17 protein-coding genes and 1 pseudogene are annotated in these 21,685 nt (G+C 75.0%); 11 read left to right on the top strand and 7 right to left on the bottom strand.

The window, feature by feature from the left end; genetic code table 11:
* The first annotated feature begins 126 nt into the window (after positions 1–126).
* From EPD83_RS08575 to EPD83_RS08590, 4 genes are all read left to right on the top strand, one after another.
* Positions 127–648, top strand: coding sequence for a YbhB/YbcL family Raf kinase inhibitor-like protein (locus tag EPD83_RS08575; protein WP_128366274.1), 522 nt, complete (start codon positions 127–129; stop codon positions 646–648).
* A gap of 112 nt (positions 649–760) precedes the next feature.
* Positions 761–2,269, top strand: a complete 1,509-nt coding sequence (locus EPD83_RS08580; protein ID WP_128366273.1) for a gamma-aminobutyraldehyde dehydrogenase — start codon at positions 761–763, stop codon at positions 2,267–2,269.
* Positions 2,266–3,642, top strand: coding sequence for an aspartate aminotransferase family protein (locus EPD83_RS08585; RefSeq protein WP_128366272.1), 1,377 nt, complete (start codon positions 2,266–2,268; stop codon positions 3,640–3,642). Before EPD83_RS08580 ends, EPD83_RS08585 begins: the two co-directional genes overlap by 4 nt.
* A gap of 398 nt (positions 3,643–4,040) precedes the next feature.
* Positions 4,041–5,348 (top strand): MFS transporter, encoded by a 1,308-nt coding sequence (locus tag EPD83_RS08590; RefSeq protein ID WP_128366271.1) that lies wholly within the window; start codon positions 4,041–4,043, stop codon positions 5,346–5,348.
* Positions 5,349–5,400: 52 nt separating this feature from the next.
* Here EPD83_RS08590 and EPD83_RS08595 read toward each other — a convergent pair whose 3' ends face one another.
* Complete coding sequence (locus EPD83_RS08595; RefSeq protein WP_128366270.1) at positions 5,401–6,906, bottom strand: MFS transporter; 1,506 nt, start codon at positions 6,904–6,906, stop codon at positions 5,401–5,403.
* A gap of 115 nt (positions 6,907–7,021) precedes the next feature.
* Here EPD83_RS08595 and EPD83_RS08600 point away from each other — a divergent pair, with 115 nt between their 5' ends.
* On the top strand, positions 7,022–8,059 hold the full coding sequence (locus EPD83_RS08600) for a helix-turn-helix transcriptional regulator (protein ID WP_128366269.1): 1,038 nt from the start codon (positions 7,022–7,024) through the stop codon (positions 8,057–8,059).
* Positions 8,060–8,238: 179 nt separating this feature from the next.
* Here EPD83_RS08600 and EPD83_RS08605 read toward each other — a convergent pair whose 3' ends face one another.
* Positions 8,239–8,793: a hypothetical protein gene (locus tag EPD83_RS08605; RefSeq protein ID WP_128366268.1), complete on the bottom strand. Its 555-nt coding sequence runs from the start codon at positions 8,791–8,793 to the stop codon at positions 8,239–8,241.
* A gap of 175 nt (positions 8,794–8,968) precedes the next feature.
* Between EPD83_RS08605 and EPD83_RS08610 the strand changes: the two genes are divergently transcribed.
* The 3 genes from EPD83_RS08610 (at position 8,969) to EPD83_RS08620 (ending at position 12,980) form a co-directional block, all read left to right on the top strand.
* Positions 8,969–12,274, top strand: a complete 3,306-nt coding sequence (locus EPD83_RS08610; RefSeq protein ID WP_128367405.1) for a DEAD/DEAH box helicase — start codon at positions 8,969–8,971, stop codon at positions 12,272–12,274.
* 188 nt (positions 12,275–12,462) lie between these two features.
* Positions 12,463–12,681 carry a VOC family protein gene (locus EPD83_RS08615; RefSeq protein WP_128367404.1) on the top strand — a complete coding sequence of 73 codons (219 nt, stop codon included), beginning with the start codon at positions 12,463–12,465 and terminating at the stop codon, positions 12,679–12,681.
* An 11-nt stretch (positions 12,682–12,692) separates the two neighbouring features.
* Positions 12,693–12,980, top strand: a complete 288-nt coding sequence (locus EPD83_RS08620) for a hypothetical protein (protein WP_128367403.1) — start codon at positions 12,693–12,695, stop codon at positions 12,978–12,980.
* Positions 12,981–12,992: 12 nt separating this feature from the next.
* On the opposite strand, the gene EPD83_RS08625 is transcribed toward EPD83_RS08620, so the two are convergent.
* The 3 genes and pseudogenes from EPD83_RS08625 to fumC all read right to left on the bottom strand — a co-directional run bounded on the left by EPD83_RS08625 (position 12,993) and on the right by fumC (position 15,889).
* Positions 12,993–14,219, bottom strand: a complete 1,227-nt coding sequence (locus EPD83_RS08625) for a GmrSD restriction endonuclease domain-containing protein (RefSeq protein WP_235950421.1) — start codon at positions 14,217–14,219, stop codon at positions 12,993–12,995.
* Between the two features lie 54 nt (positions 14,220–14,273).
* Positions 14,274–14,507, bottom strand: a pseudogene (locus tag EPD83_RS21045) (DUF2510 domain-containing protein); the annotation flags it as partial.
* On the bottom strand, positions 14,471–15,889 hold the full coding sequence (gene fumC, locus EPD83_RS08635; RefSeq protein WP_128366793.1) for a class II fumarate hydratase: 1,419 nt from the start codon (positions 15,887–15,889) through the stop codon (positions 14,471–14,473). The pseudogene EPD83_RS21045 and the gene fumC, both read right to left, overlap by 37 nt.
* Positions 15,890–16,058: 169 nt before the next feature.
* Here fumC and EPD83_RS08640 point away from each other — a divergent pair, with 169 nt between their 5' ends.
* The 3 genes from EPD83_RS08640 to EPD83_RS08650 are packed head-to-tail and all read left to right on the top strand — an operon-like array spanning position 16,059 to position 19,618.
* Positions 16,059–16,883 (top strand): esterase/lipase family protein, encoded by an 825-nt coding sequence (locus tag EPD83_RS08640; RefSeq protein ID WP_128366794.1) that lies wholly within the window; start codon positions 16,059–16,061, stop codon positions 16,881–16,883.
* A gap of 4 nt (positions 16,884–16,887) precedes the next feature.
* A complete protein-coding gene (locus tag EPD83_RS08645) occupies positions 16,888–18,288 on the top strand; it encodes a WS/DGAT/MGAT family O-acyltransferase (RefSeq protein WP_128366795.1) in 1,401 nt (466 codons plus the stop codon).
* A 43-nt stretch (positions 18,289–18,331) separates the two neighbouring features.
* Complete coding sequence (locus EPD83_RS08650) at positions 18,332–19,618, top strand: MFS transporter (RefSeq protein ID WP_235950422.1); 1,287 nt, start codon at positions 18,332–18,334, stop codon at positions 19,616–19,618.
* Here the strand turns inward: EPD83_RS08650 and EPD83_RS08655 are convergent.
* A complete protein-coding gene (locus tag EPD83_RS08655; protein WP_128368197.1) occupies positions 19,615–20,100 on the bottom strand; it encodes a pyridoxamine 5'-phosphate oxidase family protein in 486 nt (161 codons plus the stop codon). The two genes, EPD83_RS08650 and EPD83_RS08655, sit on opposite strands and share 4 nt — an antisense overlap.
* Positions 20,101–20,192: 92 nt before the next feature.
* Positions 20,193–21,650 carry an NADP-dependent phosphogluconate dehydrogenase gene (gene gndA, locus EPD83_RS08660; protein ID WP_268951197.1) on the bottom strand — a complete coding sequence of 486 codons (1,458 nt, stop codon included), beginning with the start codon at positions 21,648–21,650 and terminating at the stop codon, positions 20,193–20,195.
* Positions 21,651–21,685 lie beyond the last annotated feature (35 nt).

The following is a 21,685-nucleotide window of genomic DNA, read 5'->3' on the forward strand; positions in this document are numbered from 1 at the left end:
CTCGGTGACGAACCGGGGTGTCGGCGCCTGCGACCGCGGAAGGATCGCGCCGTCGCCGCCGTTGGCACCCGTGTGGGCCGGCCCGCCGGCCGCGCCCCTCTTCCCCCGACGACGCAGGAGAGCCCCATGAGCCTCGACCGCCCGGTCGCCCCCAACCCCTACGAGATGCTGCCCGCGGTGCCCTCGTTCACCGTGACCAGCGACGACGTCACCGACGGCGCCCCGCTGAAGGACGACCAGGTCGCCTCGGCCGGCAACACCTCGCCCCAAGTGTCCTGGTCCGGCGCCCCCGAGGGCACGCAGAGCTACGTCGTCACCGTCTTCGACCCCGACGCCCCGACCCCGTCGGGCTTCTGGCACTGGGTGCTCGTCGACGTGCCGGCCGACGTCACCTCCCTCGACACCGGCGCAGCGGCCGGCGACCTGCCGGGCCAGGCGTTCCACGTCCGCAACGACGGCGGCGAGCACGGGTTCATGGGCGCGGCCCCGCCGGAGGGCGACATGCCGCACCGCTACTACCTCGTCGTGCACGCCGTGTCCGAGCCCAGCCTCGGGGTCGACGCCGACGCCTCCCCCGCCGTCGTGTCGTTCAACCTCGCGTTCAAGACCCTCGGCCGGGCCGTCATCCACGGGACGTACCAGCACTGACGCCGAGCACCGAGGACCACCGCGCCGGGCCGCTCCGGCGACGGAATCCGAAGGTCGCCGCCGCCCTCGCTGCGCTTTCGCGCGGCGGGGGCGGTTCCGTATGCTCACCGGCATGCACCAGTACATCGGCGGTGAGCGGCGCCCGACGAGCACCGGCGAGACCTTCGAGGTCCTCGACCCCAGCACCGACGAGGTCTACGAGACGGTGACCCTCGCGAGCGCCGAGGACGTCGACGCCGCCGTGGCCGCCGCCCGTGCCGCGTTCCCGAGCTGGGCCGGCGCCACGCCCGCCGAGCGCGCCGCCGTCCTCACCCGCGCGGCCGCGCTGCTGGAGGAGCAGGCCGAGGACCTGGCCCGGGTGGAGTCCCGTCAGGCCGGCAAGCCGATCCGGCTGGCCCGCGAGTTCGACGTGCCCGGCACGGTCGACAACACCGCGTTCTTCGGCGCCGCCGCCCGCCGCCTCGACGGCCTGGCCAGCGCGGAGTACTCCGGCGACCACACGAGCTCGATCCGCCGCGAGCCGATCGGCGTCGTCGGGTCGATCGCACCCTGGAACTACCCCCTGCAGATGGCGGCCTGGAAGGTGCTGCCCGCCATCGCCGCGGGCAACACCATCGTCCTCAAGCCCGCCGAGACCACCCCGCTGACGACGCTGACCTTCGCCGAGGCGTTCACCGCCGCCGGCGCGCCGCCCGGGGTCGTCAACATCGTCACCGGGACGGGCCCGGTCGCCGGGCAGCACCTCGTCGGGCACCCCGACGTCGACATGACCTCGTTCACCGGCTCCACCGCCGTCGGGCGGCAGGTCATGGCCACCGCGGCCGCGACCGGCAAGCGCGTCCACCTCGAGCTCGGCGGGAAGGCGCCCTTCGTCGTGTTCGACGACGCCGACCTCGAGGCCGCCGTGCACGGCGCCGCCGCGGCGAACCTCATCAACGCCGGGCAGGACTGCACCGCCGCCGCCCGGGCCATCGTCCACAGCTCGCTCTACGACGAGTTCGTCGCCGGCGTCGCCGACCTCTACGGCGAGGTGCGGATGGGCCCGACGGACGACGAGGCGACCGACCTCGGGCCGCTGTCGTCGCGGGCACACCTGGCCAAGGTGGCGGGGATGGTCGAGCGGGGGCGGGCGAGCGCGCGCGTCGTCCGCGGGGGTGCGGCGCCCACCGGCGACCTCGCGCGCGGCTGCTACTACGAGCCGACCGTCGTCGCCGACGTCCCCGTCGGCTCCGAGCTCTGGCGCGACGAGGTGTTCGGGCCGGTGCTCGTCGTCGTGCCCTTCGACGACGACGACGAGGCGATCCGGCTGGCCAACGACACCGCGTTCGGCCTGGCCGCGAGCGCCTGGACCCGGGACACCTACCGCGCCGGCCGCGCGAGCCGGGAGATCCGGGCCGGCTGCGTGTGGGTCAACGACCACATCCCGATCATCAGCGAGATGCCGCACGGCGGGTACAGACACTCGGGGTTCGGCAAGGACATGTCGATGTACTCCTTCGAGGAGTACACGAACGTCAAGCACGTCATGCACGACATCACCGGCGTCGCGCGCAAGGCGTGGCACCGCACGATCTTCGACCTGCCGGGCGCAGGACCCGACCCCCGAGAGGACCCCCGTTGAGCGAGTTCACCGTCCCCGACGTCCGGCCCGACCCCGAGCGCGGCGCCCGCGTCGCCGCCGACGACCGGGCCCACGTCCTGCACTCCTGGTCGGCGCAGGCGAAGATCAGCCCGCTGCCGATCGCCGGCGCCTCCGGGTCGTGGTTCTGGGACTACGAGGGCACCCGCTACCTCGACTTCTCCTCGCAGCTGGTCAACGTCAACATCGGCCACCAGCACCCGCGGTACGTCGCGGCCATCCAGGAGGCCGCCGCCCGGCAGTGCACCATCGCCCCGAGCTTCGCCGACGAGTCGCGCTCCGAGGCCGCGCGGATGATCGTCGAGCGCGCGCCCGAGGGCATGGCCAAGGTGTTCTTCACCAACGGCGGCGCCGAGGCCACCGAGAACGCGATGCGGATGGCCCGGCTGCACACCGGCCGGCACAAGGTCCTCTCGACCTACCGCAGCTACCACGGCGCGACGGCCGGCTCGATCCAGGCCACCGGCGAGCCGCGACGCTGGGGCAGCGAGCCGGGCGGCGCCGGGTTCGTCCACTTCTGGGGGCCCTACCCGTTCCGCTCGCCGTTCCACTCGACCTCGGTCGAGGAGGAGTGCGAGCGCGCGCTCCAGCACCTGCGCGACGTCGTCATGGTCGAGAACCCGGCGTCCATCGCGGCCATCGTCCTCGAGACGGTCGTCGGGACCAACGGCGTGCTCATTCCGCCGGACGGCTACCTCGCCGGGGTGCGCGAGATCTGCGACGAGCACGGCATCCTCTGGATCGCCGACGAGGTCATGTGCGGCTTCGGCCGCTGCGGCGAGTGGTTCGCCGTCGACCGCTGGGGGCAGGCGCCGGACCTCGTCTGCTTCGCCAAGGGCGTGAACTCGGGGTACGTCCCGCTCGGCGGGGTCGTCGTGTCCGCGCAGGTCGCGGCCACCTTCGACGAGCGTCCCTACCCCGGCGGGCTGACGTACTCCGGGCATCCGCTGGCCTGCGCGTCCGCGGTGGCGTCGATGCGGATCTTCGAGGACGAGGGCATCCTCGAGCACGTCCGGAAGATGGCCGACACCGTCGTCGGGCCGCGGTTGGCGGAGATCCAGGAGAAGCACCCGTCGGTGGGCGAGGCGCGGGGGCTCGGGATGTTCTGGGCGCTGGACCTGGTCCGCGACACCCGGACCCACGAGGCGCTCGTGCCGTTCAACGCCTCCGGCGAGGCCGCGAAGCCGATGTCCGAGCTCGTCGCCGCGTGCACCTCGCGCGGGATGTGGCCGATGACGCACTACAACCGCATCCACGTCGTCCCGCCGTGCACGACGAGCGCCGACGAGCTGCACAAGGGCCTGGACATCCTCGACGCCGCCCTCGACGTCGCCGACGCCCACGTCACCGCCTGATCCCCCACCCCACCCCTCCTCCCCCTCCCCACCCGTCCCGACTTTCCCGCCCCATCCGTAAATGCCGGGGTTCGCAAGGGAAGACTTCCGGCGCGAACCCCCGGTTTCCCGCCCCATCCGGAGCCGCTGGGGTTCGCAAGGCAAAGCTTCCCGCGCGAACCCCGGGTTTCCCGCCCCATCCGTAAAAGCCGGGGTTCGCAAGGGAACACTTCCCCCGCGAACCCCGGGTTTCCCGCCCCATCCGTAAAAGCTGGGGTCCGCAAGGGAAGACTCCCCGCGCGAACCCCGGGTTTCCCGCCCCACCCGTAAAAGCCGGGGTTCACAAGGGAACACTTCCCCCGCGAACCCCCGGTTTCCCACCCCACCCGGCGACGCCGGGGCACGGCTAGATTCGGCGCGTGGACCCCGTCGACGACGACGCCGCGCCGGCCGCCGACGCCCGCCGGCAGCTCGGGCTCATCGCCGCCGCCGTCGTCCTCGTCCTCTCCTGCTGGTTCGCCGCCTCCGCCGTGGCGCCGACGCTGCGGGCGGAGTGGGGCATCACCTCGCTGCAGGCGACGCTGCTCACCGTCGCCGTCCAGCTGGGGTTCGTCGCCGGGGCGGTGACGTCGGCAGCGGTCAACCTCGCCGACCGGTTCCCGGCCCACCGGGTCGCCGGCCTCTCCGCGCTGCTGGCGGCGCTGACCACGGCCGCCGTCGCCGGGCTCGTCGACTCCCTCGGCCCGGCCGTCGTCCTGCGCTTCGCCACCGGCGTCGCGCTGGCCGGGGTCTATCCCGTCGCCATGAAGCTCATGACCTCGTGGTTCGACCGCGGACGCGGCTTCGCCCTCGGCGTGCTCATCGGTGCACTCACCCTGGGCAGCGCCCTGCCGCAGCTCGTGTCCGGGCTGCCGACCCTGCCCTGGCGCGGGGTGCTCGCGGTGTCGGCGACGCTGGCCGCGGTCGGGGGCGGCTTGCTGCTGGCGCTCGTCCGGCTCGGGCCGCACGCCCGGCCCGCGCCACCGCTCGAGCCGCGCTTCGTCCTCACCCTGTTCCGGGACCGCGGGCCCCTGCTCGCCAACCTCGGCTACTTCGGGCACATGTGGGAGCTGTACGCGATGTGGACGTGGGTGCCGGCCTTCCTCATCGCCTCCGTCGCCGCGCGCTCGGGCGTCGAGCTCGGGCGGACGACGGTCGGTGTCACGGCGTTCGTCGTCATCGGGGTCGCGGGGGCGGCCGGGTGCCTGGCCGCGGGACGGCTCGGCGACCGGCTGGGGCGGGCACGGGTCGCCGGCTGGGCGATGCGGGGGTCGGCGACGTGCTGCGTCCTGGCGGCCCTGGTTTTCGCCGCGCCGCTGTGGCTCGTCGTGCCCGTGCTGCTGCTCTGGGGCATCACCGTCATCGCCGACTCCGGGCTGTTCTCCAGCTGCGTCGCCGACGTCGTCGACCCGCGCTACGTCGGCACTGCCCTGACCACCCAGACCGCGGTCGGCTTCCTCCTCACCGTGCTCACCATCAACGCCGTGCCGGTGGTCGTCGACCTCGCGGGCTGGCGGGTCGCCGTGGCGCTGCTCGCCCTCGGGCCGCTGGCCGGCGCGGTGGCGATGCAGCGCCTCGACGTCCTCCTGCGCACGCCCGAGCCCGTCGGCGACGCGGGGAGGCCGGCCCGGCCGGTCGACACCCCGGAACGTCACCGAGACCCCGGTTCGGAACCGGGGTCTCGATGACATTTCGGGGTCACCCCGAAATGTCCGCCGGGGGGCGGGGCGGGGAGGGGCGTCAGTGGGCGCCGGCGTCGGTCCGGGCGCGGCGGGGGAGGAACCAGGCCAGGCCCCAGGCGAGCGCGGCGAGGCCGATGCTCGCGAGCAGGGTGTGCTCGGCGGCCAGGAGGTGCCGTCCCGCCGCCGCGGCGGCCAGCGGGCCGCCGGACTCGAGGTCGTAGACGTGGAAGAACAGCGTCGCGAGCCCGGCGATGCCGAGCGAGGCGCCCAGCTGTTCGGTGGCCGTCAGCAGCCCGGTGGCCGACCCGACCTCGTGGTCCTCGATGCCGCCGAGCACGATGGCGAAGAGCGGCACGAAGATCATGCCCATCCCCAGCCCGAACAGCGCCAGACCGGGCGACAGCGCGGCGACCCCGACCTCGGCGGACCCCCGCAGCGAGAACCACAGGACGAGGCAGCCGGCGGCCATGGTCGTCGTGCCGACGTGCAGGACCGGACGGCCGACCCGCTGCGCCGCCCACGACCCGACCCCGGCCCCGACGAGCGAGCCGACCGCGAGCGAGGACAGGTAGAGCCCGGCGTCGAACGCCGACTTATCCAGCCCGACCTGCAGGAACACGCCGACGACGAACTGCACGCCGACGACCGCGCCGAAGAACACAGCCATGAAGACGATCCCCGCGACGTACGACGACTTGCGCAGGACGCTGGGCTCGATGACGGTGCTCGCCCCCGCGGCGACCCGGCCGCGCTGGTGACGGACGAAGACGACGAGCAGCGGGACGACGGCGAGCAGCAGCCCGAAGACCCACAGCGGCCAGCCGAGCGCGCGCCCCTCGACCAGCGGGTAGGTCAGCAGCAGGCTGACCGCGCCGAGCATCGCCGTGCCGACGACGTCGACGCGGGCCCCGGGCGCGCGCCGGTTCGCGGGGAGGACCCGCCGGCCGACGGCGATCGCCGCCAGACCGACCGGGACGTTGACGAGGAAGAGCGAGCGCCAGCCCGTCCCGAACGCGTCCAGCTGCATGAGCGACCCGGCGACCACCGGACCCAGGACGGTGGAGAGCCCGATGGCCGGGCCCATCGCCCCCATCGCGGTGCCGACCCGCGCCGGGGTGAAGAGCTCGCGGACCAGGCCGAAGCACTGGGGCACCATCGTCGCCGCGGCCAGGCCCTGGAGCGCCCGGGCGACGACGAGCGCGTCACCGGTGGGGGCGGCCGCGCACGCCACCGAGGTGAGGACGAAGCCGCCGAGGCCGAGCAGCAGCATCCGCCGCCGGCCGACGACGTCCCCGAGCCGGGCCGACGCGACGAGCCCGACGGCCAGCGCCAGCGTGTACGCCGCGGCGACCCACTCCAGGCTCGAGGTGCTCATCGCGAGCTCGGCCCGGATGGAGGGGGCCGCGACGTTGACGATCGTGCTGTCGAGGATGTTGAGGACCACGGCGCCGAGGACGACGGCGAACCCCGCCCAGGTGCGGCGGGTGGGTCCGGCGGGGGTGGCGTCGGCGGCCGGTGCGGCGCCCGGCGTGGCGGCGGGTGGGGTGTCTGCGGCGGTCGTCATGACGACTCCTTGCTCTCGGGGCTGTGGGGGCGGACCTCGTCCGCCTGCTGTCGTCGCCGACGCTAGGAGTCCATCAGGCACGTTCCCTTCCTGATTCCGACCTAGTCTGAGGACCGTGTCCGACACCTCCGCCCGGCTCTTCAGGCTCCTGTCCCTGCTCCAGGCGCCGAGGGAGTGGCCGGGGCCGGAGCTCGCGGCCCGGCTGCACGTCAGCGAGCGGACCGTGCGCAACGACGTCCAGCGGCTGCGCGACCTCGGCTACCCCGTCAACGCCACCCGGGGCTCGGTCGGCGGCTATCGGCTCGCGTCCGGCACGGCGATGCCGCCGCTGCTGCTCGACGACGACGAGGCGGTCGCCGTCGCGGTGAGTCTGCGGACGGCGAGCGGCGGCGAGGTCGCGGGGCTCGACGAGTCGTCGGTCCGGGCCCTGACCAAGCTGCAGCAGGTGCTGCCGGCCCGGCTGCGCGGCCAGGTCGAGGCGCTCGGGGCGGCGACGTCACGCGCCGAGCCCTGGCGTCGCCGGCAGGCCCCCGTGGACGGGTCGCTGCTTGCGCTGCTCGCCGGCGCCGCGGGAGCCCGGGAGGTCGTCCGCTTCGGGTACGCCGACCACGCCGGCGCCGGCAGCGAGCGCCGCGTCGAGCCCTACCGCCTCGTCACGCTCGGCCAGCGCTGGTACCTCGTCGCGTTCGACGTGCACCGGGACGACTGGCGCACCTTCCGCGTCGACCGGGTCCGCGAGGCGCGGTCCGTCGGGCACCGGTTCCGGGCCCGCGACCTGCCGTCCGAGGACGTCGCGGCCTGGGTGGCGCAGAAGACGCGGCAGGTGCTGCATCGCAGCACGGCGACGGTTCGGGTCGCGGCGCCGGCGGCGGAGGTGCAGGGACGGCTGGGGCACTGGGTCGAGGGGACGGTCGAGACCTCGCGGCCGGACTCGTGCGTCGTCCGGCTCGCCGGGCCGAGCGTCACGGGGACCGCGTTCTGGCTGGGGACGCTGGGTCACGAGTTCGAAGTCCTCGAGCCGCCGGAGCTGCTCGACGCCGTCCGCGACCTCGGTGAGCGCTACGCGCGGGCCGCCGGCGCGAGCGGAGGCGGCGGCGGGGCGGCGGCGCTGGGGCGTGCACGGCGCGACGGGCCCCGGGCTCCGGCTCGGTGACCTCGCTGGTGCCGGTGGTGCTCGACGGCACGGGGCGACGGGGTGCCGGGCCGTCCGACCGCGTCGTTCGGGCGGCCCCGGTCGGCCATCACCCCGGTTTGTCACCCAAACCCCCGGTTCGTAAGCGGGGGCTCGGTGACAATTCGGGGTGACCCCGAAATGTCACCGGGGGGTGGGGGTCAGGAGGGGGAGGGGAGGTCGGGGCGGTGGCGGGCGGGGGGCTGGACGCCGCAGGAGCGGGCGGCCGCGCGCAGGTCGTCGCGCACCTGTCGGCGCTGGTCCTTGGTCATCGGACCCCAGGGCCGGGTGACGTCGGCGTCCCGCAGGCACTGCCGCTGCTCGTCGGTGAGGCCGCGCCAGAAGCCGTGCGCCCTCCCGCCCGGCAGCTCCACGCCGCAGGCGTCGGCGGCCTGGGCCACCTCCTCACGCAGCGCCCGGCGCTCCTCCCTGCTCAGCGGCCCGACCGGCCGGGTGATGTCGGCGTCCCGCAGGCACTGCCGCTGCTCGTCGCCGAGGCCCTTCCACCAGTGCCGGCCGGGACCCCGACCGTGGTGCCGTCCGGGGTGCCGACGCTCCCCGGGCGCGGCGTCCGGCGCGTCGGCGGACGGCCGGGCCGACGGGGCCGACGGGGCCGCGGCGGGAGGCGCGGCGGTGGCCGAGACGGCGACGACGCCGCCGGTGACGACGGCCGCCCCGGCGGCGAGGGCGACGAGGGCGGTGCGGACGCGGGACATGGGGACTCCTTGCTGGCGACTCCTCCCCGATGACACCACATCGGGCCGCGGCACGCGAGGGTCGCCGGCACCCTCAAGGATCGGCTCGTGCGATGTCGGCCGCTCGTCGTACGGTGGGGTGTTCGGGGTCGCCGGTGCAGGGCCGGTGCGCAGCACGCCGCGAGGGAGGTCGCCGATGGCCCGGGTCGTCGCCGCACGACGCCTCGCCGCGCTCACCAACCGCGAGCTCGGCGACCTCTGCGGCACCGTCACCGTCGCCCGCGGGCTCGCGTACGCGCGGCAGGGTCGGGTCGTCGACGTCGAGGTCTCCGCCGACGGCGCGCACGCCACCGGCTGGGTCGGCGGCAGCACCGGCCAGACGTACACGACCCAGGTCGCGCTGCGGCCCACCGAGGAGAGCTCCGTCCGCCTCCCGCTGCGCCGCTGGCACAGCCAGTGCTCCTGCCCGATGACCGGCGACTGCAAGCACGCGGTCGCCGTCGCCGCCACCGTCCGCGACCTCGCCCCCGAGCCGGTCGACGCCGGTGACCCGCCCGCCCCCACGTGGGAGCAGGCGCTCGGCGGGCTGCTCGAGGACGACACCCCCGACGACGTCACCGCCGTCGGCCTCCTGCTCGAGGAGGCGACCCCCGCGACGGGCCGCGCCCGCCTCGCCGACGACACCGGCCGCGGCCAGCTCCGGCTGCGGCCCGTGGTCCCCGGCGTGCGCGGCAGCTGGATCCGCACCGGCGTCTCCTGGGAGACCTTCGCCGGCGGCTACTACGGCTTCGGCGCCAAGACCTTCGACGACGACCAGCGCGACGCCCTCACCGCCGTCGCCGACGCCCACCGGCGCTCGGTGCGGGCCTTCGGGTACGGCCGGATGCCGGACGCGATCCTCCTGGACCACCTCGGCGCCGGGTGGGTCGGGCTGCTGCGCGCGGCGGACCGGGCCGGCGTCCGGCTGCTCGCGGACCTGCGCGGCGAGGGCGCCGTGGCCTTCGCCCCCGAGCCCGCCGAGCTCGTCGTCGACATCGACCGCAGTGACGACGGCGCGACGCTGCGCCCGCACCTGGACCTGCCGGTCACGCCGGGCACGTCGACCCACCTCGTCGGCTCCCCGGCCACGGGGTTCTGGCTGCGCGACGAGGACACCCTCGTCCTCGGCTCGCTCGCCGAGCCGCTGGACGCCACCCGCCAGCGCCTCCTCGACCTCGGCACCGTCGAGGTCCCGGAGGCCGACTGGGCGCGCTTCACCGTCACCCACCTGCCCGGGCTGCGCCGCAAGGCCCACGTGCGCAGCCTCACCGGCGACCTCGACCTGCCGGAGACGGTGCCGCCGCGCCTCACCCTCGACGTCACCGCCGAGCCCGGCCACCGCACGCACCTGCGCTGGGGCTTCCGCTACGGCGGCCCCACCGGCGTGTCCGTCGGGCTGGGCTCGGACGAGCCGGACCCGATGCGCGACCGCGCCGCCGAGCGCCGGCTCGTCGAGGCGCTGCGCGCGGTCCCCGAGGCGGCGGAGTTCGCGCCGCTGTGGCAGGTCGTCGCCCAGCAGCCCCACCTCGTCCCCGAGGTGCGGCTGCACGGCTTCTCCACCATCGGCTTCAGCGCCGTGCTGCCCGTCCTGGGGGACCTGCCCGACCTCGACGTCACCGTCCACGGGGAGGTCGCCGACTACAGCGAGGCCGACGAGGCGCCGCTCATCCAGGTCTCCGCCACCGACTCCCGCGGCGGCGGCAGCGCGTCCACCGACTGGTTCGACCTCGGCATCTCGGTCACCGTGGCCGGCGAGGACGTCCCGCTGGCGCCGCTCATCGAGGCCCTGGCCCGCCACCACGAGCACCTCATCCTCGACTCCGGCACGTGGTTCGCCCTCGACCGCCCCGAGCTCGAGACGCTGCGGCGCCTCGTCGACGAGGCCCGCTCCCTGCAGGACAAGCCGAGCGACCCGCTGCGCATCTCGGCGGTGCACGTCGGACTGTGGGAGGAGCTCGCGGCGCTCGGCGTCGTCGAGGAGCAGAGCGAGCGCTGGCAGGCCACGGTCGGACGGCTCGTCGACGGCGTGGGCGTCGAGCCCGCCGAGGTGCCCGCCGGGCTCGACGCGACGCTGCGTCCCTACCAGGTCGACGGCTTCCGCTGGCTGTCGCTGCTGTGGGACAGCGGCCTCGGCGGGGTGCTGGCCGACGACATGGGCCTGGGCAAGACGGTGCAGATGCTCGCGCTCGTCCAGCGGGCGCACGAGCGCGGCGAGCTCACCCACCCCGTCCTCGTCATCGCCCCCACCTCGGTGCTGTCGACGTGGGCCGGCGAGGCCGCCCGGTTCGCGCCCGGGCTGCGCACCGCCGTCGTCGAGCGCACCCGCGGCAAGGACCGCCGCCCGCTCGCCGCCGCGATCGGCGACGCCCAGGTCGTCATCACCTCCTACACCGTGGCCCGCATCGACGAGGCCGCCTGGCGCTCGCGGCCGTGGGCGGCCGTCGTGCTCGACGAGGCGCAGTTCGTGAAGAACCACCAGGCCAAGACCTACCAGGCGGTGCGCCGACTGGAGGCGCGGGCGAAGTTCGCGATCACCGGCACGCCGCTGGAGAACTCCCTCATGGACCTGTGGTCGCTGCTCTCGATCGTCGCGCCGGGGCTGCACCCGCGGCCGGGCGCGTTCAAGGAGCAGTGGGCCACCCCCATCGAGCGCGACGGCGACCGTGACCGGCTGGCGACGCTGCGCGGCCGGGTCCGCCCGCTCATGCTGCGCCGCACCAAGGAGTCGGTGGCCACCGAGCTGCCGCCCAAGCAGGAGCAGGTGCTCACCGTCGACCTCCACCCCCGGCACCGGGCGGTCTACGACCGGCACCTCCAGCGCGAGCGGCAGCGGCTGCTCGGGCTCATCGACGACCTCGACGGCAACCGGATGGCGGTGCTGCGGGCGCTCACGGCGCTGCGGCAGATGGCGCTCGACCCCTCCCTCGTCGATGACGAGTACGCCGGCCTCGCGACGTCGGCCAAGGTCGACACCCTCGTCGAGCACGTCTCCGAGCTCGCCCAGGAGGGACACCGGGCGCTGGTGTTCTCGCAGTTCACCGGCTTCCTCGCCATCGTCCGGCGGCGGCTGGAGGAGGAGGGCATCCGCTACGAGTACCTCGACGGGCGCACCCGCGACCGCGCCGACCGGATCGCCGCCTTCCGCGAGGGCGACGCGCCGGTGTTCCTCATCTCGCTCAAGGCCGGCGGCTTCGGGCTCACCCTCACCGAGGCCGACTACGTCTTCGTCCTCGACCCCTGGTGGAACCCCGCCGCCGAGGCCCAGGCCATCGACCGGGCGCACCGCATCGGGCAGACCAAGCCGGTCAACGTCTACCGGCTCGTCGCCCGGGACACCGTCGAGGAGAAGGTCGTCGCCCTCCAGGAGCGCAAGCGCGACCTGTTCACCAAGGTCGTCGACGACGGCGCGGCGCTCGGACAGGCGATGACCGCCGACGACCTGCGCGACCTCCTCGCCACCTGAGCCGGCAGCTCGCCGGGACGCTCGCCGGCTTCCTCGTCGTCGACGTCGAGGAGCCACGACGCGCGACACCGCCGGGGTCCGCTGCAGCGTGTCGCGACCCCTCGACCGCGACGTCGCGGCCCGCCGCGACACGCGCGAGGACGTCCACGGGTTGCCACGTTCCGGGCCGGTGTGGTCGACTCCCTCCCGTGGATGCGCGCGACGGGGTGCCGGTGCTGACGGTGCGCGACGTCTCCGCGGCCGTCGAGGCCTTCCGCACGGTGCTCGGGTTCGACGTCGTCCGCGACCTGGGCTGGATGGCCACGGTCGCCGAGCCGGGCGGGGGCCGGGTGCTCGTCGTCGCCGAGTCGGCCGTGTCGGCCCTGGCGTCGGACCTCGACGCCCAGCCCGTCGTCCGCGTGGCCTGAGCCGGCGACCCGTGGCCGAGCACCTGCGGCCGGACCGCTTCGACCTCGCCGTCGTCGACGGGACACCGGTCGTCACGCTCATCGGCGTGCGCCTCGACTCCACCGCCTCCTGGCGGCTGCTCAACCGGGCCACGCTCGTCGTCGTCGACGGCCCCGAGGACGAGGGCTTCCTCCTCCCCCGGCACCTGGGTGACGGCACCGACGTCGCACCGTCCGGATGGGACGACGCCGTCGACGCCCACGGCGGGGCCGAGGTCACCGCGGGCCCGGAGCGGGTCCGCGCCGCGCTCGTGCGCTGACCGGGTCGCCCGCTACTCGCAGACCACGCCGTCGTCGTCGGCGTCGCGGTACCAGTCGTACTCCGGGTCCTGGCCGCGGACGTAGGGGCCGTAGCCGGGCGGCAGGTCCTTGCAGTACGGGAAGCGCGGGTCCGTCCTCGGCGCCGGCGGCTCGGGCTCGGGCGGCCTCGGGGCGGGCGGGGGCTCCGGCGCCGGCGTGACGACGCGGCCGCCGCCCAGGGGGACCGGCGCCGACCGCGGCACCCCACGGTTCGGGCAGGTCCCCAGCACCCGCCGGACGGCGTCCCGCTCGGCCGCGGTGACCCAGAGGTCGTAGCGCGCCTTGACGGCCACCTGCCGGGCGACGTAGGCACAGCGGAAGGACCGGCGCGGCGGCAGCCAGGTGGCGGCGTCGCCGTCGCCCTTGGCCGCGTTGGTCGGTCCGTCCACCGCGAGCAGGTTCAGCGGGTCGTTCGCGAAGGCGGTCCGCCCGGCCGGCGACAGCTGCTGGGCCCCCTTCTGCCAGGCGTCCGACAGCGCGACGACGTGGTCGACCTGGACCTCGGCCGAGGTCGCCTCGCCCCGGACGAACGGGATGGTGCGCCCGGTGTACGGCCCGCGCAGGGTGCCGGAGAGGACGAGGCAGCCGCGGGTCCCGGCCCCCAGGGTGAGACGGGTGAGGTCCCGGCGCAGGACGTCGTTACGGGTGTCGCAGCCGTTGCGGTCGGTGTCGGCCCAGCGCTGCCCGAACCGGTCCCGGTCGTACCCGGTCCTCGGGGCCCGGCCCTTGACCGGCAGGGTCGCCAGGAGGGCGAGCGCCGTCCCGAGGGCGGGCGGGATCTCGGTCGGCGTGGGCGTCGGGGACGGGGTGGGCGTCGGAGACGGGGTGGGCGTCGGCGTCGGGGACGGCGTCGTGGACGGGGTGGGCGTGGGGACGGGTGTCGGGGTCGCGCTCGGGCTCGTCGACCGCGTCGGACGCTGCGTCTCCGGGGCGGCCGAGGTCGCGTCGTCGTCGGGGGGACCGGCCACGGCACCCCCGACGCCGGCGAGCACGAGGGCCCCGGTGAGCGCGGCCCCGGCCGCGGCCCGCCCGTTGAGGCGCGCCCAGCGCACCCGACCCCGGACCAGCGCCACGACGGCGACGACGAGGGCGTAGAACGCGCCCATGACCAGCGCGTCGCCCGGCCCGCCCGCGGCGCCCAGGAGCACGGCGAGGACCAGCCCGCCCCAGCCGAACCACGCGGCCGGCCCGGAGCCCACGGGGTCGGCGGCCGCTCGTCCGCCCGGCCGGCCCGCAGCGCCCGGCCCCTGAGCGACGGCGGGGACGACGTGCGCGGTCCAGGCGGTGCCGTCCCAGTACCGCAGACCCTCGGGGGTCGGGTACCAGCCGGCGGGGGCGGTGCTGCTGCTCAGACGGTCCTCCCGGGCGGCCGGACCTCGCCCGCCCGGTGGCGAGGCTATCCGGCGCGCGGCGCCCCCGTCCGGCGTTCGCGGGACCCGGCGGGTCGGCGTCAGCCCGGGCGGGTCATCGCCGCCGGGTCGACCCAGCGGTCGTAGTCCTCGTCGGTGACGTCCCCGGAGGCCAGCGCCGCCTCGCGCAGCGTCGAGCCGTCCCGGTGCGCCTGCTTGGCGATGGCGGCGGCCTTGTCGTAGCCGATGTGCGGGGCCAGCGCGGTGACGAGCATGAGGTCGTCCTCCAGGTGCTCGGCGATCCGGACGGTGTCCGCCTCGAGCCCGACGACGCAGTGCTCGGTGAAGGAGCGGCAGGCGTCGGCGAGCAGCCGGATCGACTCCAGCACCCCGTGCGCCATGACCGGGGTGAAGACGTTGAGCTGGAAGTTGCCCTGGGTGCCGGCGAACCCGACGGTGGCGTCGTTGCCGAAGACCCGGGTGACGACCATGGTCATCGCCTCGGACTGGGTGGGGTTGACCTTGCCCGGCATGATGGAGGAGCCCGGCTCGTTCTCGGGGATCCGCAGCTCGCCGATGCCGGTGCGCGGCCCGGAGGCGAGCCAGCGGACGTCGTTCGCGAGCTTCATGAGCCCGCCCGCCAGCGTGCGCAGCGAGGACGACACGGCGACCAGCCCGTCGTGCGCCGCGAGCTGGACGAAGAGGTTGTCGGCCTGCCGGAAGGCCAGGCCGGTCTCGTCCGCCAGGTGCCGCGCGACCGTGGGGCCGAAGTCCGCGGGCGCGTTGAGACCGGTGCCGACGGCGGTGCCGCCGATCGCGAGCTGGAGCACCCGGTCCCCGGCGTGCCGCACGTCGCCCCAGGCCTCGCGCAGCTGCCCGGACCAGGCGCCGACCTCCTGCCCGAGGGTCACGGGCGTCGCGTCCTGGAGGTGGGTCCGCCCGACCTTGACGACGTCGGCGAACTCCTCGGCCTTGGCCTCCAGGGCCAGGACGAGGCCGTCGACGGCGGGCTGCAGCCGCTCGGCGAGCTCGAGGGCGACGGCGACGTGGACGGCGGTGGGGAAGGTGTCGTTGCTGGACTGGCTGCGGTTGACGTGGTCGTTCGGGTGCACCGGGTCCTTGGAGCCCAGCTCGCCGCCGAGGATCTCGACGGCCCGGTTGGCGACGACCTCGTTGGTGTTCATGTTGCTCTGGGTGCCCGAGCCGGTCTGGAAGACGACGAGCGGGAAGTGGTCGTCGAGCTCGCCGCGCGCCACCTCGTCGGCCGCCTGCACGACGGCGTCGGCGATCTCGTCGGGCAGGAGGTCGAGGTCGTGGTTGGCCTGCGCGGCCGCCTTCTTGAGCAGCCCCAGACCGCGCACCACCGGCCGGCCCCAGACGAAGGTGTCCCGGCCGATGTCGAAGTGCTCGAGGCTGCGCTGGGTCTGCGCGCCCCAGTACCGGTCCGCCGGCACCTCCACCTCGCCCATCGTGTCGCGCTCGACCCGCACCGCCCGGCCGTCCTGCTGCTCGTCGTCCATGCCTCCACCGTAGGCGTCGCGCCCCGGACCCGCCCCGGGTCACGACCCGGCAACACCGCCCACCAGGGGGTCCCGTGACGAGCCCCGCTCTGCCACACTGACGGCCGGACCTCGCAGCGCCGCGACGACCAGCCCCGTCGCGGCGCCCGGACCCCGGGAAGGAGCGACGATGACGTCGACAGCGCAGCCCGCCGACGACGCCCCCGGCTCGGCCGCGGCCCTGCTCGCCGCCCCGCCTCTGCGCGACACCGGGCGCGAGTGGCGCACCGCCCTGGACTGGGCCGCCTCGGCCGTCCGCACCCGCGACCTGCACGACTGGCCGGCCGGCGACGGCCACCCGGTCCTCGTCATCCCCGGCTTCCTCGCCGGCCCGGAGTCGACCGCCTTCCTCCGCCAGCACCTGCGCCGCCTCGGCTACCGCACCTACGACTGGCGGCACGGCCGCAACCTCGGCGTCACCCCGACGCTCGCCGCCGAGCTCGAGGACCTGCTGCTCGAGATCTACGACCGGTACGGCCGGCGGGTCAGCATCGTCGGCTGGAGCGCCGGCGGCATCTACGCCCGCGAGCTCGCGCGCAGCCTCGCGCACTACACCCGCGCCGTCGTCACCCTCGGCAGCCCCTTCGCCGGGCACCCCGAGGCCACCCGCGCCTGGGCGATGTACCGGCTCCTCAACCGCGGCGCGCACACCGCCGACCTGTTCACCGCCGAGGCCATCGCCGCCCGGGCCGCGCCGCTGGAGGTCCCGACGACGAGCATCTGGTCACGGACCGACGGCATCGTCGCCTGGCAGTGCTGCGTCGCCGACGAGGCGCCCCTCACCGAGAACGTCGAGGTCGGGGCCACCCACCTCGGCTACGGCCACCACCTGGAGACCCTCAAGGTGGTCTGCGACCGGCTGGCCCAGCCCGAGGGCGCCTGGACGCCGTACGTCCCTCCGGCCGGCGCGGACCCGGCCGCAGCCACGGAGCCACCGACCGCCGAGGCCGGCTGACGCGGTGCCCGCCTCCCGCTGGGCCTCACCGCTGGACTCGGTCTTCCTCGTCGCGGAGACCCCCGAGACCCTCATGCACGTCGGGTCGCTGCTGCACTTCACCTACCCCCGGGGCCGGGAGGAGCACTTCCTCCGAGACCTCGTCGCCGAGCTGCGGTCCGCGCCGGTCGAGCCGCCGTGGTCGCTGCGGCTGCAGACGCGCCGGGTGATGCGCCAGCCGGTGCACCGCTTCGTCGAGGACCGGCGGATGGACATGGGCTACCACGTGCGGCACTCGGCGCTGCCGGCGCCGGGCGGCGAGCGCGAGCTCGGCATCCTCGTCTCGCGGCTGCACAGCAACCAGATCGACTTCCGGCGCCCGCCGTGGGAGCTGCACCTCATCGAGGGCGTCGGACCGGGGCGGTTCGCCGTGTACGTGAAGATCCACCACAGCCTCGTCGACGGCTTCACCGGCATGCGCTACCTGCAGCGCGGCCTCAGCGAGAAGGCCCGCGACCGCACCCACCCGCACTTCTTCAGCCTCGGCCGGCGCGAGCCCAGCGACGCCGCCCGCCCCGAGCCGGTCGGCGACGTCGCGTCGATCCTGCGCAGCGTGTCCTCGGCCACCGGCGCGCTGCCCTCGGTCGCGCGGACCCTGGCCGGCACCCAGCTGCGGCGGGGCGACACCTCGACCCCCGCGGTGACGTCGTACCAGGCGCCGGACTCGGTCCTCAACGGCCGGACCGGCCGGGCGCGGCGCTTCGCCACCCAGCAGTACGCGCTGGACCGGCTGCGCGCCGTGGCCCGCGCCCGCGGGGTGACCCTCAACGACGTCCTCATGGCCACCTGCGCGGGCGGGCTGCGCCGCTTCCTCGGTGACCTCGACGCCCTGCCCGACCGGCCGCTCGTCGCGTTCGTCCCCGTCAACGTCCGCGCCTCCGACAGCGACGGCGGTGGCAACTACGTCGGGGCGACGCTGGTGTCGCTGGCCACCGACATCGCCGACCCGGCCGCGCGGCTGGCGGCCGTCACGGCGTCGTCGCGGGCGGCCAAGGCCCGGATGCGGGGGATGTCCGGGGACGCCGTCATCGCCTACAGCGCGCTGCTGCTGGCCCCGGCGGCCCTGCAGGTGACCCGGGCGATGAGCGGCTTTCCCCTTCCGGTGCCGCTGACCCTCAACGTCTGCATCTCCAACGTCCCCGGCCCGACGAAGCCGCTGTACTGGCGCGGCGCCCGGCTCGAGGCCACCTACCCGGTGTCGATCCCCGGGCACTCGATGGCGCTGAACATCACCGCCCAGTCGTACGCGGGCACCCTGAACATCGGCTTCGTCGGCGACCGCGACGCCCTGCCGCACCTGCAGCGGCTGGCCGTCCACACCGGCGAGGCCCTCGAGGAGCTGGAGGCCGCGGTCGCCCGGGACTGACGGCTCCGACGTACAGTTGCGTCACGTGCAGCTCCGTGGCCTGGTGGCAGACACCCGCCCGCTGGCGAACGACCACTTCCGCCGGCTGTGGGTCGCCAACATCGTCACCGTCGTCGGCGCGCAGCTGACCATCGTCGCCGTCCCGGCCCAGATCTACGCCGACACCGGCTCCTCGGCGTACGTCGGCCTCACCGGGGTCTTCGGCCTCGTGCCCCTCGTCGTCTTCGGCCTGTGGGGCGGGGCCCTCGCCGACGTCTTCGACCGGCGGACCCTCCTCGTCGTCTCGACGTGCGGCCTCATCGGCACGAGCGCCCTGTTCTGGCTGCAGGCGGCGCTCGGCAGCACGAACGTCTGGCTCCTGCTCTCGCTGTTCGCCGTGCAGCAGGCGTTCTTCGCGGTCAACCAGCCGACCCGCAGCGCGGTCCTGCCGCGCCTGCTGGCCCCGGAGCTGCTGCCGGCCGCGAACTCGCTGAACATGACCGTCTTCCAGGCCGGGGCGATCGCCGGGCCGCTCGTGGCCGGCGTCCTCATCCCGTTCACCGGGTTCTCGTGGCTCTACCTCGTCGACACCATCACGCTGTTCGCGACCCTGTCGGCGGTCCTGCGCCTGCCGCGGCTGCGCGTCGAGCGCGGCCCCGGGCAGGAGCGGGCGCGCACCCCCGGCCTACGCTCGGTGGTCGAGGGCGTGCTCGTCCTACGCCACCACCCGGTGCTCATGATGAGCTTCGTCGTCGACATCGTCGCGATGGTCTTCGGGATGCCCCGGGCCCTCTTCCCCGAGATCGCCCACGAGTCCTTCCTCGGCCCGGAGACCGGCGGGCTGGCGTTCGCGCTGCTCTTCGCCGCCATCCCCGCGGGCGCGGTGGTCGGCGGCGTCCTCTCGGGCTGGGTGTCGCGCGTCGACGCCCAGGGCCGGGCCGTCATCGTGTGCATCCTCGTGTGGGGGGTCGCCATCACCGGGTTCGGGGTGGCCGTCGGGCTCGCGGCCCTCGGCGACGGCTGGCGCACCCCGATGCTCCTCGCGGCCGTGCTCATGCTGGCCGTCGGGGGCGCGGCCGACATGGCCTCGGCGGCCTTCCGCAGCGCGATGCTCATGACCGCCGCGAGCGACGAGATGCGCGGGCGCCTCCAGGGCATCTTCATCGTCGTCGTCGCGGGCGGTCCCCGGGTCGCCGACGTCACCCACGGGGCTGTCGCGGCACTCGTCGGCACCGCGGTGACGACGGCGGGCGGCGGGATCCTCGTCGTCGTCGGGACGGTGGTCGCCGCGCTCGCCGTGCCCTCGTTCGTGCGCTACCGCCTGAGCAGCGCGCCGGTGGCCGCGGGCTAGAGGTCGACGGTGTCGCTCTCGCCCGGGTCGGGCCGGCTGCCCGTGGCGCGGGCCTTGACCATCTCGACGAGGGTCGCCGCCTTGCCCGGGCTGTCCCAGTACTGGGCGCTCTCGCCGTCGACGCGGATGACGGCGACCTGCGGGTCCTCGGGCTCGGTCTGGAACCAGGTCTTCGCGAACTCGTTCCACAGGTCACGGGCCTTCTCGGCGTCCTGACGCACCTCGGCCCGGCCGGCGACCGAGACCCACGCGCCCTCCTTCGTGAAGGCGACGTTGACCTGCGGGTGGGCCTCGATCTCCCCGGCGGCGGCGCTGTCGCGCATCCCGAGGAACCACAGCGTGCCGTCCTCGTCGGCCTGCTGGAGGGTCATCGGGCGGGAGGTGAGCATCCCCGTCTCGCGGTGGACGGTCGTGAGCATCGCCGTGCGCTGGTCGCTCACGAGGTCGTGGACGTGCTTGGCACCCTCGGTGTCGTGGGTCATGTGCTGCTCCTTCTCGGTGATCTCGTCGTCCCGTACCCGCGCGGGCGTCCGCCGACGCGGCCTGTCGAGCCCGAGGTCGGGCCGCCGGCGGGTCAGCCGGCGTCGACCTCGGAGCGGTCCTCGGCCCACAGGGTGTGGAACGTGCCCTCGCGGTCTACCCGCTCGTAGGTGTGCGCGCCGAAGTAGTCGCGCAGCCCCTGGACCAGCGCGGCCGGCAGCCGCTCGGCGCGCAGGGCGTCGACGTAGGCGAGGACCGCGGAGTACACGGGGGCCGGCGTCCCGGAGGCGACGGCGGCGGTGACGACGCGGCGCAGCGCGGGCAGCCGGTCGGCGACCGCGGCGGCGAAGGTCGGGGTGGCGAGCAGGCTCGGCGCGTCGCGGTGCTCCTCGACCGCGTCGGTGATGTCGCCGAGGAGGCGCGCGCGGATGATGCAGCCGTCCCGCCAGATCCGGGACAGGTCGGCGGGGTCGATGTCCCAGTCGTGCTCGGCCGAGCCGTCCCGCACCATGTCCAGCCCCTGCGCGTACGACACGACCTTCGCGGCGTAGAGCGCCTGGCGCAGGTCGTCGACGGACACCTCGGCGCCGGCCGGCTCCTGCGCGACCTCGAGGGCCTCGCGGACCGCGGACCGGCGCTCGGTGTCGCCCGAGGTCGAGCGGGCCATCGTCGCCTCGGCGATGCCGGTGACCGGCACCCCGAGGTCGAGGGCGGTCTGGACCGTCCAGCGGCCGGTGCCCTTCTGCTCGGCGGCGTCGCGGACGACGTCGACGAAGGGCCTGCCGGTGTCGCCGTCGGTGTGCGAGAGGACCTCGGCGGCGATCTCGACGAGGTAGGACTCGAGCTCGGTGCCGTTCCACTCCCGGAAGACGTCGGCGATGTCGGCGGGCTCCTGCCCGCCCGGCCCGCGCAGCAGGTCGTAGGTCTCGGCGATGAGCTGCATGTCGGAGTACTCGATGCCGTTGTGCACCATCTTCACGAAGTGCCCGGCCCCGTCCGGCCCGATGAGGGTGCAGCAGGGCTCGTCGTCGACGTGCGCGGACGCGACCTCGAGGAACGGACCGAGCTCGGCGTAGGTGTCGCCGTCGCACCCCGGCATGATCGACGGGCCCTCGAGGGCACCGACCTCGCCGCCGGAGACCCCGACCCCGGCGTAGCGGATGCCCTTCTCGGCGAGGGCGTCGTGGCGGCGGCGGGTGTCGGCGAAGTGCGCGTTCCCGGCGTCGGCGACGATGTCGCCCTCGTCGAGGAGCGGCACGAGCTCGTCGATGACGGCGTCGGTGCCCTCGCCCGCCTTGACCATGACGACGATGCGGCGGGGCCGCTCCAGCGCGCCGACGAGGTCCTCGAGGCTCCGGGCGAGGGTGAAGTCGCCCTCGTCGCCGAAGTCGCGGACGAGCGACTCGGCCTTGCTCGTCGTCCGGTTGTGCACCGCCACCCGGAAGCCGTGGCGTGCGAAGTTGCGGGCGAGGTTGCGGCCCATGACCGCCATCCCGGTCACCCCGATCTGCGCGGTGCCCGTCGGGGTCGCGGTGGCTGCGGTGTCCGGCACGTCGTGTCTCCTCTGCGGTCGCGGAACGTCCTTCT

Source organism: Phycicoccus flavus, from assembly GCF_004025965.2.
Taxonomy (GTDB): Bacteria; Actinomycetota; Actinomycetes; order Actinomycetales; family Dermatophilaceae; genus Phycicoccus; species Phycicoccus flavus.